Origin of the sequence: Acetivibrio sp. (assembly GCF_035371925.1) — a bacterium.
Lineage (GTDB): Bacteria > Bacillota > Clostridia > Acetivibrionales > Acetivibrionaceae > Hungateiclostridium.
The window spans coordinates 1-12,835 of sequence record NZ_DAORXT010000014.1 but is presented as its reverse complement, the minus strand read 5'-3'; the positions used below and the strand labels follow the sequence as shown (position 1 = coordinate 12,835).

Here is a 12,835-nt window from a genome sequence, read left to right as displayed (position 1 = left end):
AAGGACCGTTAATTTCGTAAACCATTATATCCTTGGAAATCCTTTTGCCGTTAATGACTGGTTGCCGGTATCTATGGGCATATCCTCAATTTTATCCGATATGGGTTTTACATGAGTAACATCTGCCATTCTCTTCATAAACAGAAAAGCCGCAAAGACCATTCCAACCTCGATAGCAACAACAAGGTCGGCAATGACTGTAAGAGAAAAAGTCAAGATTAAAACTATAATGTCACTCTTGGGGGCCTTGAAGAAGCTTAAAAAGCTTTTCCATTCACTCATGTTGTAAGCCACGACAATTAATACTGCGGCAAGAGTGGACAGCGGAATTAGTGTGGCATAAGGCATAAACACAAGCATTATGACCAAAAGAGTGAGGGAATGGACTATTCCTGCTACCGGTGAATTACCGCCATTTTTTACATTGGTCGCAGTTCTTGCAATAGCTCCTGTTGCAGGTATGCCGCAAAACAATACTGACGCAATATTCGCCACACCCTGAGCTATAAGTTCCGTATTGGAACAGTGTTTATCATCTATCATACCGTCTGCAACAACTGCCGAAAGAAGCGATTCAATTCCTGCGAGGATGGCAATTGTAAATGCGGGACGTATAAATTGGGGAATAGTGCTTACATCAATATTAGGCAATGTAAACGGAGGAAGCTTTGAGGAAAGCTCTCCAAACTTGCTTCCGATAGTTTCAACGTCAAGCTTTAGCGCTAATGATGCAATGGTGGTTACTATGATGGCAATAAGCGAGCCGGGAACTATACGGTTGATTTTTGGCCACAAGACGATTATTGCTATGGAAACTACACCTATTATCACACTTTGGTAATTAATTGTGCTTATGTTGGATATGTAGCTTGCAAGCTTTGGAAAGAACTCAGAGGGAACCTCATCAATTTTTAGCCCCAGAAAGTCCTTTATCTGTCCAAAAAAATCACCACGGCGATACCGCTGGTAAATCCCGTTATAACCGGTGAGGGTATAAATTTTAACGGTATGTAAATGATTATTTATGCACATTTTTGCATAAATATTAGAGCTTGAACCTGTTAAAACAATTTATACAGGCAAGGCTCCAATTTACTCTGATTATTTAACGATTATTTAATGCTAAATCATTCTTTAAAATTCTTGTAAGGATTTTTAATAAGGTTTGAATTTAGATACCTAGGGTCACCGGTGACTTCTCTGCCAATCCAGTCGGGTTTTTTAAAGACGGTGCTTTCATCGGGAAGCTCAATTTCAGCAATTATCAATCCCTCATTTTCCCCGAGGAATTCATCAATTTCCCAAGTGAATCCCTCAAATTGAAATTTGTATCGAAGCTTTTCTATAATAGGTCTTTCACAAAGGAACTCCAGCATTTCATTTGCTTCATCAGCAGGAATTTCATACTCGTATTCCAGCCTTGTGGCACCGATTGAAGGTCCTTTAACCGTAAGGTAGCCCCTGTCATTAAATACGCGCACTCTGATAGATCTTCTTGTGTCCGAGCAAAAGTAGCCCTGCCTGTACAGTACTCCTTTTGCCAGGCTTTTATAAGCGTCACCGTTTACAATAAATTTTCTTTCGATTTCCTTTCCCATAAAACGCCTCCAACGATAAAATAGAATTAACTGTTTATGTTACTACAAGGTACTTGCCAAATACTTTGCGGAAAGTATTGCTGTGTTCATTGGCAAGACTTATTTCCAGCTCTGCATCCCCTTCTCTTATTGTCCGGATTTTGACCGTGTCCTCGAGGATTTGGCATTCTAAAGCCTTTATTACAGCCATCTCGCTTCTGTCAAGACATTCTGCAAGTCTTAAGAAGACGGAAAGCTTCTCCCACAGCTCGATATCTCCCGGCAAAAGAATTTTTTCATAGCGCGTTTGCCAGCCTTCATTGAAACTGTCGTCGGAATGGGATGCAGCTATGGCAGCTGTAAGCAGAGTTTCCCTGTGGGTAAGTCCGGTAAGTCTGGAGTTTAAAATTATGTAGAATGAATGCCGGTGATGCTCGTAATAGCTTATAGAAATACCTATATCGTGCAGCAGGGAAGCTACTTCCAAAAGCTTTCTTACATCTTCGCCATAACCATGGATATATTTTAACTGATCGAATATGGAAAGAGCAAGGAAGCAAACGTGTTTTGCATGATTCTTCCTTACGCCATAAAGCTCCATAAAGTTTCTTAAGCTAAAGCTTAAAGCATCTGTGAATTTTACTTTGGGGTTGGTGCCGGCGATATAATCAAAGAGAATACCCTCCCTAAGGCCAAATCCGCTTATTACGATGTGGGACGGGGAGCAGATTGATATAATGGTTTTAAGGATTGCAAGTCCGCCTACAATTATATCTGCCCGCTTAGATGAAATTCCCTTTACTTTTCTGCGGGATTTTAAGTCCATACTTACAAGGTCATCATATATCATATGAAAATCGCCAATACTCATTTCATAATTGTGGGCATGGTTTAGCGGATATCCAACACGGTTTCTGTGGATTTTGCCGAGGCTTCGGATTGTTCCGCCCAAACCTATAAGAGGTCTCGTTCCTTCTTGCCAAAGCCAGCTTTGACCTTTCAGCATTTCCCGAATGCTTTCCTCAAGAAGGGAAAGCTTCTCCGGGCAAATAACGTCTTTGCCGAGGAAGTTTTTCGTTGCGACGACGGCACCTATGGGAATTGATATGGAATTTATTATGCTGTTGTCCTTAAAAAAGATTATTTCGGTGCTTCCGCCGCCAATGTCAACAATAATTCCCTCACGGATATCAAGAGAATAAATTGTTGCCTTGAAAGCATAAGAGGCCTCTTCTTCACCGGAGATCAGCCTGAAATTAATATCTGTGGAGCTGGTTAAAAGCCGTAGGAATTGATCCCGGTTTTCCGCCTTCCTTACTGCTGCAGTGGTGACTCCTATAATGCGATTGCAGGGTATGCCGTAGGAATTGCATAACTTTTTATAGAGTTTTACGGTTTTGACGGTTTTGTGCATGGCGATGTCATTGAGCAGCCTGCCGTCAATCATGTTTTCGCTCAACCTTATGGTTTCCTTAATGTCATCAATCAGCCTGAATGCTCCGCTGGGCATTATTTCGAATATAACGAGCCTTACAGAGTTTGAACCAAGGTCAATTATTCCTATTTTTTTCGGCATGATTTATCCCACATTTCTTTTTAATAAATTCTTACTCTCAAGTAATGCATGAAACTTTTTGCATCTAATTATACCACATAAAACATCATTAATGACTTTTATTCCCTTAGAAAAATTATATATTTTATTTCACGCAAAATTGATAGAAAAAAGTCGATAAATCTAGCCCGTAAAAAGCGTAGGCAAGCCTTCAAAAATACTGCCCCTTATATTATAATAATAAATATGCAAAAGTTAATATACTCTAAGTAACAAGAGTTTCTTGGCTTAAATTGTACAAGTTGTGTTAATAAACTTACCGATAGAGGAGAAGGAAAATAAATGAATTTTAAATTTAAAATAGGCACAAAGGTTTTGTTCGGAAGAGAATGTGTGAAAGAAAACAAGGGCATATTTAAAGACTTTGGAAAAAGAGCTTTGTTTGTCACGGGAAAGAACTCCGCAAAAGCAAGCGGGGCCCTTAAGGATGTTATTTTTGTACTTGAGGAATACGGCATTGATTATGAGATTTATGACAGGGTTTTAAACAATCCCACTCTTGAAAATGTGAAAGAGGGGGCTGAAGCGGCAAGGAAGTTTAATGCCGATTTTATTATAGGAATCGGAGGAGGCTCGCCTTTGGACGCTTCGAAGGCGGTAGCGGTGCTTGCCAAAAACGATATTGAGCCTGTGGATTTGTATAAAAATGTATTTGGAAACAAGCCCCTTCCCATAATAGCTATTCCCACCACCGCAGGAACCGGAAGTGAGATTACTCCCTATTCGATTCTCACCCGCGATGACATGAAGACCAAAAAGAGCTTTGGCAATGAGGATACTTTTCCGGTTGTGGCATTCATTGATGCCAGGTACACCGAAAGCATGTCCTATGAGACAACGGTGGATACGGCGCTGGATGCTTTTACTCATGCGCTGGAGGGCTATCTGGGAAGAAGAAGCACACCGGTTAGCGATATTTTAGCCGTGGAAGCAATAAGGATATTCGGCGAATGCTTGCAAAACCTTGTAGAGAACAAATTTGACTATGATGTGAGGGAAAAGCTTTTATACATGTCAATGCTGGGCGGTATGGTGATATCCCACACCGGAACTACAATAATACATGGCATGGGATATTCTCTCACATATTTTAAAGATATTCCCCACGGCAGGGCAAACGGAATGCTTGTAAAGGAATATCTCAAGTATAATTATGAGGCAGCCAAAGAAAAAATAGATAATGTTTTAAGTCTTTTGGGTGTAGCCTCTATTGAAGCCCTTGGGGAAATAATTGACAGGCTTATTCCTACAAAGCCTCTTTTGACAAAGGAGGAAATTGAGCTTTATGCAGGCCTGGCAATGAAGCAAAACAGTACTTTGTCCAACGCCCGGACGGTAGTTAAAGAGGATATGGAAGAGATATTTAAAAATACATTTAAGGATGGTTGAAATAGGGTTTATGATAATAGGAGTGGTATCGGACACGCATATAGGAGGAAGGATAAAGAACCTGCCCAAAGAACTTTTGGACGGGCTTAGTGGTGTTGAGCTTATAATTCATGCCGGGGATATTTTAAAGGACTATGTAATATATGAACTCGAAGAGATAGCACCGGTTGAGGCTGTGGCGGGAAATAATGATGACTATTATATGCACGACAAGCTTGGCATTAAAAAGATAATAAGCGTAGGTGAATTTAAAATAGGTATAACTCATGGAAATGGCGGAGGCAGCGCGTTAAAAAGGGCAATGGCAATGTTTGCAAGGGACAAGGTGGATTGTGTGGTATTCGGACACAGCCACATACCCTATAACGAAAAAATAGACGGCGTATTATACGTAAATCCTGGCTCACCCACCGACAAAAGGACACAGAAACAATATTCATATGCACTTTTAAAGGTGGATGATTCGGGGATTTCGGCTGAAATCAGATATTTTTAGTTTCCGAGCATTTTTAAAAAAGGATGTGGGATTTATGATAAATGCAAGAATTGTTTATATAAATGATATGCATGAAGCAAGAGAAGAGATTCGAAAAATCGGTGTGGATGCATCGGCCATGACATGGCTTTCGCCCAAAGCATTATCTATTGCGGTAAAGCTTGAAGACGTAAGCACTTTTGAGGCGAACACAATCAAGCAGGAGATGCTGGGCAAGGGCGGTGATGTTGCAGTAAACAGAGGCGTGGCGGATTTTAGCGCGGAAAGCTCCGATGTTCTTTTGATGGGTACATATAGCCAGTTTAACAGACTTGTGTACAAGCTTCAAATGCATGGCGGAAGTCTCAAGGAAATTGCCCATGAAATTCAAAGGCTCCTTGAGGGATTGGAAAAGGGGAAGCCGGAATATTTTGAATGCGGAAAGTATAGATTGCCCATAGGCGAAAAAACATATGTTATGGGAATACTCAATGTCACACCGGATTCTTTTTCCGACGGGGGAAAGTATCTTGAGATTGAAAGTGCAGTAAAAAGGGCCAGGGAAATGGTGGAGGCCGGTGCCGATATAATTGATGTGGGCGGAGAGTCGACAAGACCCGGATATCAGCAGGTTGATGCCTTGGAGGAAATAAACCGGGTGGTACCGGTAATTGAAAGGCTGTCAAAGGAGCTCAATGTGCCTATATCGGTCGACACCAGCAAGGCACAGGTTGCAGAGAAAGCCCTTTGTGCAGGAGCCTGTATTGTAAATGATGTTTGGGGCCTCCAGAGGGATTTTGGCATGGCAGAGGTTGTATCAAAGCACGGTGCTGGGGTAATTATGATGCACAACAGCGATACCAAGGAGTACAAGGACCTTATGGGCGACATTATAAGGTTTTTGCGAAAGAGTATTGAGATAGCTGAAAAGGCGGGAATTACCAGAGAGAGCATGGTCATTGACCCCGGGATAGGATTTGGAAAGACTTTGGAGCATAATCTTGAGGTAATGAGAAGAATGAGGGAGCTAAATACCCTAAACCTTCCGGTTCTTCTCGGAACATCAAGAAAGTCCCTTATAGGAAATGTTTTAGATTTGCCTGTAAATGAAAGGCTTGAGGGTACTGCCGCAACCATTACCCTTGGTATTGCCAACGGGGCGGATATTGTAAGAGTTCACGATGTAAAAGAAATGGTGCGGGTTGCAAGGATGACCGATGCTATGGTAAGGGTTTGATTTTACATAATATGGAATAAAATGGAGATAGGGCTGTTATGGATAAAATAATATTAAAAGACATGAAATTTTACGGCTATCACGGGGTTTTCCCAGAGGAGAGGGAGAAGGGACAAAATTTTTATATTGATGTTGAGGCTTTTTTGGATTTGAAAAAAGCCGGAGAAACCGACGACCTCGAAGAAACGGTGGATTATTCGAAAATATATGATATTATAAAAAATATAAATGAAAACAATAAATTTCGACTAATTGAGAGATTTGCCCATATCATTTCCCGGGAAATTTTGTCGACATTTAGGCAAATAGACTGGGTGGTTGTCCGGGTTCGAAAGCCTGATGCTCCCATAGAAGGGGAGTTTGAATGGGTTGGAGTGGAAATAGAGAGGTTTTCCAATGAAATATAGGGTATTTTTATCTTTGGGCTCAAACATAGAAGACAGGGAAAGACATTTGCTTGATGCCTTAAACTGTATTTTTGCTATTTCCGATGTTAGCCTTGAAAAAATTTCGAATATTTACGAGACTGAACCTGTGGGATATACCGAGCAGGGGCGGTTTTTAAACATGGCCGCACAAATTGCCACATCTCGTAAGGCAGAGGAGCTCCTTGAGGAACTTTTGGGAATAGAGAAGCTTTTAAAACGGGAAAGGATAATTCGCTGGGGGCCTAGGACGATTGATATTGATATTCTTGCTTATGGTGATTTGAAGTTTGATACGCCCCGTCTTACAGTTCCCCATCCTAGAATGTTTGAACGGGCGTTTGTTTTAATTCCGTTAATGGAGATTTGTGATAAGAAAGAGCTTTATGGCGTAAATATCCGGGAAGCATTGGATAAATGCAGTGACAGGGACGGGGTAAGGTTATACAAAAAAATAACAATTTTTGATTTGCATGGAGCTTGCTAAAATAATATAATTAGGATAATTGAATTAGTTCGGTATGCTGCAAAGATAAGGTTTTTGGAGGTATCTTTATGGTAGAAGTATACTACTACATCCCCAAAGAGGAAGTTGAAAATGCTGTAGAGTGCGGTTTGAAGCTGTCAGAGTATTTCGACAAAGAAGTAATTATAGAAAATACCAAGATGAAATGCATATCAGCGCTTCTAAATCCTAAAGACGACATGGAGAAATACAGGTCTGAAGGATTAAGGTGTGTTAAGCTTGAGCTGCCTTCCGAGTACTGCTTTGTGGCTGACAAATATTTGTATGAGGTTGGCCTTAACCGTCCGGAAGTGATGAAGCTTTATCTTGACTCGATTGTGCCGATTAAAGATTATACTTTTGGGCTGTACAGGCTTCCGGAGTGCCTTGTTACAAGCACTGTTATAAGCGAACACATAAGTCTTTTGAATAAAAGGCTGGATTCCCCTGTTTTATTTGATAATTCTGAGGAATTATATATAAACAATGCTGTTGAAAACTTAAAAGAAGACTATCCTAATATTAATGATATAATGTTGTACTATTTCTACCATTATTTAGAAAATAAAGGCAAATTAGAAAAAATAGAGGATGAAGGAAGCGAAGTAGTTGTTTTTCTGGATAAAAAAACAGGCAAAAACTTTTTGGCGAAAAAGCCTGACATTTGGGTTTAGTGAGAGATGGTAAAAGTGAAAGAAATAATTATAAAAAAATTAAAAGAGTCAAAACATGATTATGTTTCCGGCGAAGAGCTGAGCAGCATCCTTGGGGTGTCAAGGACGGCTGTGTGGAAATGTATAAATGAGCTAAAAAAGGAAGGTTATGTTATTGATTCTTCTTCAAAAAAGGGCTATAAATTATGTTATGTCCCTGATATAATTAATCCGTGGGAGATCAAAGAAGGTCTTGACACCAATATTATCGGCAAAGATATTCACTGCTTTTTTGAGGTTGATTCAACCAACAACCATGCAAAAACGCTTGCCCAAGACGGCTGCGATGACGGTACTGTTGTCTTGGCCGAACGCCAGACCAGGGGAAGGGGAAGGCTGGGTAGAAGCTGGGATTCCATGGACAGGAAGGGAATATGGATGTCTGTTGTGCTGCGTCCGGCTGTAGGGTTGGAGGATGTTCAGATTATCACCCTTGCTGCGTCGGTGGCAGTAGTCTCTGCATTGAAAAAGGAGATGGATATAGATGCCGGGATAAAATGGCCTAACGATATAATTTTAGGCGGAAAAAAGGTTTGTGGCATCCTTACCGAAATGAGTATGGAGATGGAAAGAATCAATTTCCTTGTCCTTGGAATTGGAATGAACTTTAGCCATGAAAAATCCGATTTCCCGGAAGAGATAAGAGACAGGGCCACATCCTTGGGGATTTATTTAAAAGAAAAGAAAGGGCTCGACATTTCCGAATTTAGAAGAAGTCATCTTGTAAAAGCAATATTGTCGGAGCTGGAAAGAGTATATGACATAATTAATAAAGGCAAAGCCGGTGTAATTATTGAAGAATGGAAAAAGTATTCCGTGACGTTGGGAAAAGAAGTGCTTATAAAGTACAGGGAAGATCAGTATACCGGAATTGCGGAGGATATAGACCAAAATGGTAGACTTATAGTAAAGCAAGGTGACGGAACGGTAAGAGAAGTTTTGTCTGGGGAGGTTTCTGTGAGGGGACTTTTAGGATATACATAGTGCACAGATTTCTATAGATAGATTTGATTATTTTGATTATACAAATTAAACATCATTTATCTTAACATTAGATATGGGGAGAGTTGCACAGTGGTTATTGATTTTCATGTACACTGCTTTCCTGACAAGCTTGCTCCAAGAGCTATATCGCAGCTTGCTGCGAACGCCGGTATTCCTCCAAGAGTTGACGGGACAATAGGCGGATTAAAGGAATCAATGAAAAAGGCCGGTATATCGAAATCGGTTGTTCTTTCTATTGCAACAAAGGCAACGCAGACTGAAAATATCAATGATTGGTCCGCCGAAATTCAGGATGAGGAGATTATTGCTTTCGGAAGCATTCATCCGGATTATGAAAATTGGAAAACAGAGCTTTTCAGGATAAAGGGTATGGGAATTAAAGGCATTAAATTTCATCCTGACTATCAGAAGTTTTTTGTGGATGACAAAAAGATGTTTCCGATTTATGAAACAGCTTTTGGATTGGGCCTTATAGTAATATTCCATGCAGGTGTGGATATCGGCCTTCCTGAGCCGTATCATGCAACACCCGAAAGGCTTGAAAAGATTGTTCGGACATTTCCGGGATGCAAAGTTGTAGCTGCACATATGGGAGGCTATTCCTTCTGGGACGATGTAGAACGATTTTTGGTGGGAACCGACATTTATTTGGATACTTCATACAGTCTGGATTTTATGGATGACGAACAGGCAAAGAGGATTATTAAGAACCATGACAAAAAGAGGATTCTTTTTGCGACAGATTCTCCATGGATGGACCAGGAGGAGTCGCTTTTAAAGCTTAAGAGCCTTAATCTTGACAAGGATACAGAAGATGCCATTTTAGGCTTGAATGCAAAAGCTTTATTGGAATTGTGATTATGACGATAATGATTAAGATTTGCAATTTTGAAGAAGATTTTATCTTGACCAGAGCAGGGAGAGATACTTATTCCAGAAGGGGGATTCATAGTGGTTGATAATATCAACGGTAATAATGGCAATAGCGGCGACAGCGTAAGTAACGTAAAGAGTGGCAATAACGGCGGTGGGAGTAGCGGTGCAAATAGAAATGCCGGAAACAACAGAAACAACAGAAGAAAGGATTATCACAACAATAGAAGAAGCAACAGCGAGCAGGGTCCAAACAAAGGTAATTATTTAAACAAGGGTAACGGCAACAAAGACAATTACAATAAAGATGGAAATTATGCAAAGGATAACAAGCCGAATTCAAAAGACAATAAGCTTGGCAGGGAAAATGCCAATGCAAAAAACCCTTATAGAGACAACAACCTTTTAAAAGGAAACGGAGCCAGGAAAGACAGTGCGCAGGCGAGATCCGGCGGTATGCAAAACAGCGGATATTCTTACAGGGATTCGGGCAGAATGAAGTCTGAAGAAACTGTGGAAGATATTAAGCTGGATATCGAAAGAATTGAAAAGGAAATAATGCTTGAAATAAAAGAAATCAAGAGTATGAGACTTGGAGTTTAGACATTTGGAGATGTGGTTGAAATGATTTTGGTTATAGATGTTGGAAATACCAACACTGTGTTTGGAGTATATGACGGAAAAAAGCTTTTGAATCATTGGAGAATGGAGACAAGCAAGGGGAAGACTTCCGATGAATACGGCATGTTTATTATAAGTCTTCTCAACTATGAAAAGATTGCTATTGATAGGATTGAAGCGGTAGTTGTGGCTTCTGTGGTACCGCCTATAATGTATTCTATCGAGCATGCCATACGAAAGTATTTTAAGCTGGAACCGATGATTGTAGGACCGGGAATCAAAACGGGAATAAACATAAAGTATGAAAACCCGAGAGAAGTGGGAGCAGACAGAATAATTAACGCAGTGGCGGCGTGTGAAATATACGGCGGACCTCTTATTATTGTTGACTTCGGTACTGCTACAACTTTTTGTGCGGTTTCTTCAAAGGGTGAATATCTTGGAGGAGTAATCTGTCCGGGAATAAAGATTTCTGCAGAAGCATTGTTTCAGAAGACGGCAAAACTTCCTAAAATAGACCTTGTAAAGCCTGATACGGTAATAGGGCGCAATACAGTTTCAAGTATGCAGTCGGGAATTATATACGGATATGTTGGAAAAGTTGATTATATAGTGCGGCGCATGAAGAAGGAAATGAAGGAAGACAATATAAAAGTTATTGCCACCGGAGGGTTGGCAAGGCTTATTGCCAGTGAGTCGGAAACAATAGATGAAATCAACGGACTTCTCACATTGGAGGGTCTTAGAATTATATATGAGAGAAACAAATAAATTTTTATAAAATTATATATCAAATTATTAAACGCATATTCAAATTTGAATATGCGTTTAAATATATATCGGTAAAAGCTTTTTGCAAAAAGTCGATTGTTATCATAAAATGCTTATATCAAGCAGCATTTTTCCTCAATGTCGAAATGATTTTAATATAACTTTTTTCTTGTAAAACCAAGTTGTAAAATGCAAAAGTGCTTATTATAAGAAGCGGAAATGTCGGCATTGCAAATCTGCCTTCACCGCCCTCGACAAGGGATATCAAAATTGACACACCCACAATCAAAATGTATGTAAAAGAGAAAGAAATCAAAGCTTTATGCTTTGCAAAATCCTTTATTTTTCTCCATCTAATGAAAAACACTACCGGCGCTATTATAAAAGGTACTTGCACCAAAATCAAAATGTATCTTTGGATAATATTAACAAGCTTGATGGGCCTAGGCACATTTGTCTCTGTCCTTATAAGTATTCCGAATGTCTTCCAGAAATTAATTTCCGATCTTATTATAGCTTTAATATATATATCCGGCTTCTTCAGCATAACTTTTATACACATATCCTTGACTTTTTGCGCCAGCTCCTCATAACTAAGTCCGGTTTTCTCCATGAGCTCGTCCGTTATTCCCCATATAGTATCGATATGGGGATTCCCGTTTTGAATATTTTCATCTCTTTCTCTTATATATATTTCTTTGATAATATTATATGGATAATCATCGGGAGCAAGCTCAATGTAATCACCAGCCATTTCCATAAAGGCAAATCCGCGCCCTGTGGCTATGCTAAACGTATTGTTGTATTTTAAATTCACGAAGGACCATCCCGCTATTGAGATAAACAAGGGTATCAGACTCACGAAAGAATATAAGAGTATTCTTGGAAATTTATGTTTTCTTTTTGCAAGAATAAGTATGAAAAATGCGGTATACAATAACGGCAACACAAAATAAATAGGTCTTGTCAATGCCGCCATACATGAAATAACTATAATAGATATCATTTTTAACAAGACTCTGTTTTCATCATTATTCTTAATCATATTGGCAAACAGAACAAAGCTTAGAAGTATGAAAAAAGCCGCCGTAATTTCGCTTAAAATGGCCATTTCAAAGAATAAGAACGGTATAAACAGCGAATAGAGGCCAGAAGCAATAAGGGATAATACCGTATTATTTGTAAATTTGTAAACGGTGGAAGCTATAAAATATGATATTAATACCCCCATTAACATCTGAGCAAAAACAACAATTTTTAGGTTTAATCCGCATAACAATATAATAAACGGATATCCCGGGGTTCTAAGTCCGTCGAAATCGGAAAAGTCGAGCTTGGAAATCATAGTTGCCAAATCTATGTAAGACTGTGTATCGGGACAGATAATAGGCTCCGATGCAAAGAAAATTACCAAGCGGACAACAGAAATCAAAAGTATATAAGCAAGTAATGCTATTTTAAATTTTAATTTTTTTTCGCCATTCAAATTAAACTTCATTTTTCTCCTCCATGTAAAAGGTCAATTACTTATTTGTAAGTTGAAGCTAAATATAACTAACTATAACAGTATGCATTATAATGATACCAGAAATTAAGACAGACAAAACGGCCAAAATAAGTTAGAATGGA

14 protein-coding genes are annotated in these 12,835 nt (G+C 39.4%); 10 read left to right on the top strand and 4 right to left on the bottom strand.

The genetic code is table 11. The features are described from left to right. Positions 1-24 precede the first annotated feature (24 nt). The 3 genes from PLH43_RS03545 to PLH43_RS03535 form a co-directional block, all read right to left on the bottom strand. Positions 25-1,032: a SulP family inorganic anion transporter gene (locus tag PLH43_RS03545; RefSeq protein WP_324360154.1), complete on the bottom strand. Its 1,008-nt coding sequence runs from the start codon at positions 1,030-1,032 to the stop codon at positions 25-27. 95 nt (positions 1,033-1,127) lie between these two features. Beyond that, entirely contained in the window at positions 1,128-1,598 is a 471-nt protein-coding gene (locus PLH43_RS03540) for a CYTH domain-containing protein (protein ID WP_324360152.1), read from the bottom strand. Between the two features lie 34 nt (positions 1,599-1,632). Beyond that, positions 1,633-3,153 (bottom strand): Ppx/GppA phosphatase family protein, encoded by a 1,521-nt coding sequence (locus PLH43_RS03535; protein ID WP_324360150.1) that lies wholly within the window; start codon positions 3,151-3,153, stop codon positions 1,633-1,635. A gap of 321 nt (positions 3,154-3,474) precedes the next feature. Between PLH43_RS03535 and PLH43_RS03530 the strand changes: the two genes are divergently transcribed. From PLH43_RS03530 to PLH43_RS03485, 10 genes are all read left to right on the top strand, one after another. Next, the gene (locus PLH43_RS03530; protein WP_324360148.1) at positions 3,475-4,581 is read left to right on the top strand and encodes an iron-containing alcohol dehydrogenase family protein; all 1,107 of its coding nucleotides are present in this window, start codon (positions 3,475-3,477) and stop codon (positions 4,579-4,581) included. 10 nt (positions 4,582-4,591) lie between these two features. Next, the gene (locus PLH43_RS03525) at positions 4,592-5,077 is read left to right on the top strand and encodes a metallophosphoesterase family protein (RefSeq protein ID WP_324360146.1); all 486 of its coding nucleotides are present in this window, start codon (positions 4,592-4,594) and stop codon (positions 5,075-5,077) included. Between the two features lie 34 nt (positions 5,078-5,111). Next, on the top strand, positions 5,112-6,293 hold the full coding sequence (gene folP, locus PLH43_RS03520; protein ID WP_324360144.1) for a dihydropteroate synthase: 1,182 nt from the start codon (positions 5,112-5,114) through the stop codon (positions 6,291-6,293). 38 nt (positions 6,294-6,331) lie between these two features. Next, the gene (gene folB, locus PLH43_RS03515) at positions 6,332-6,700 is read left to right on the top strand and encodes a dihydroneopterin aldolase (protein ID WP_324360142.1); all 369 of its coding nucleotides are present in this window, start codon (positions 6,332-6,334) and stop codon (positions 6,698-6,700) included. Then, a complete protein-coding gene (gene folK / locus PLH43_RS03510) occupies positions 6,690-7,205 on the top strand; it encodes a 2-amino-4-hydroxy-6-hydroxymethyldihydropteridine diphosphokinase (protein WP_324360140.1) in 516 nt (171 codons plus the stop codon). The genes folB and folK overlap by 11 nt, the downstream gene beginning before the upstream one ends. Before the next feature lie 68 nt (positions 7,206-7,273). After that, positions 7,274-7,897 (top strand): hypothetical protein, encoded by a 624-nt coding sequence (locus PLH43_RS03505; protein WP_324360138.1) that lies wholly within the window; start codon positions 7,274-7,276, stop codon positions 7,895-7,897. Positions 7,898-7,903: 6 nt separating this feature from the next. Then, positions 7,904-8,920: a biotin--[acetyl-CoA-carboxylase] ligase gene (locus tag PLH43_RS03500; protein ID WP_324360136.1), complete on the top strand. Its 1,017-nt coding sequence runs from the start codon at positions 7,904-7,906 to the stop codon at positions 8,918-8,920. A 90-nt stretch (positions 8,921-9,010) separates the two neighbouring features. Then, entirely contained in the window at positions 9,011-9,799 is a 789-nt protein-coding gene (locus PLH43_RS03495; RefSeq protein ID WP_324360134.1) for an amidohydrolase family protein, read from the top strand. Positions 9,800-9,892: 93 nt separating this feature from the next. After that, entirely contained in the window at positions 9,893-10,417 is a 525-nt protein-coding gene (locus tag PLH43_RS03490) for a hypothetical protein (RefSeq protein ID WP_324360132.1), read from the top strand. A gap of 21 nt (positions 10,418-10,438) precedes the next feature. After that, positions 10,439-11,206 carry a type III pantothenate kinase gene (locus PLH43_RS03485; RefSeq protein ID WP_324360130.1) on the top strand — a complete coding sequence of 256 codons (768 nt, stop codon included), beginning with the start codon at positions 10,439-10,441 and terminating at the stop codon, positions 11,204-11,206. A 118-nt stretch (positions 11,207-11,324) separates the two neighbouring features. Here the strand turns inward: PLH43_RS03485 and PLH43_RS03480 are convergent, their stop codons facing one another. Then, the gene (locus tag PLH43_RS03480) at positions 11,325-12,704 is read right to left on the bottom strand and encodes a hypothetical protein (protein ID WP_324360128.1); all 1,380 of its coding nucleotides are present in this window, start codon (positions 12,702-12,704) and stop codon (positions 11,325-11,327) included. Positions 12,705-12,835: the final 131 nt, after the last annotated feature.

Coding starts and splice junctions, on each gene's coding strand:
- PLH43_RS03500 (WP_324360136.1), top strand. CDS start 7,904: ATGGTAAAAGTGAAAGAAATAATTATAAAAAAATTAAAAGAGTCAAAA.
- folP (WP_324360144.1), top strand. CDS start 5,112: ATGATAAATGCAAGAATTGTTTATATAAATGATATGCATGAAGCAAGA.
- PLH43_RS03535 (WP_324360150.1), bottom strand. CDS start 3,153: ATGCCGAAAAAAATAGGAATAATTGACCTTGGTTCAAACTCTGTAAGG.
- PLH43_RS03485 (WP_324360130.1), top strand. CDS start 10,439: ATGATTTTGGTTATAGATGTTGGAAATACCAACACTGTGTTTGGAGTA.
- PLH43_RS03545 (WP_324360154.1), bottom strand. CDS start 1,032: ATGTGCATAAATAATCATTTACATACCGTTAAAATTTATACCCTCACC.
- PLH43_RS03530 (WP_324360148.1), top strand. CDS start 3,475: ATGAATTTTAAATTTAAAATAGGCACAAAGGTTTTGTTCGGAAGAGAA.
- PLH43_RS03505 (WP_324360138.1), top strand. CDS start 7,274: ATGGTAGAAGTATACTACTACATCCCCAAAGAGGAAGTTGAAAATGCT.
- PLH43_RS03540 (WP_324360152.1), bottom strand. CDS start 1,598: ATGGGAAAGGAAATCGAAAGAAAATTTATTGTAAACGGTGACGCTTAT.
- PLH43_RS03480 (WP_324360128.1), bottom strand. CDS start 12,704: ATGAAGTTTAATTTGAATGGCGAAAAAAAATTAAAATTTAAAATAGCA.
- PLH43_RS03525 (WP_324360146.1), top strand. CDS start 4,592: ATGATAATAGGAGTGGTATCGGACACGCATATAGGAGGAAGGATAAAG.
- folB (WP_324360142.1), top strand. CDS start 6,332: ATGGATAAAATAATATTAAAAGACATGAAATTTTACGGCTATCACGGG.
- folK (WP_324360140.1), top strand. CDS start 6,690: ATGAAATATAGGGTATTTTTATCTTTGGGCTCAAACATAGAAGACAGG.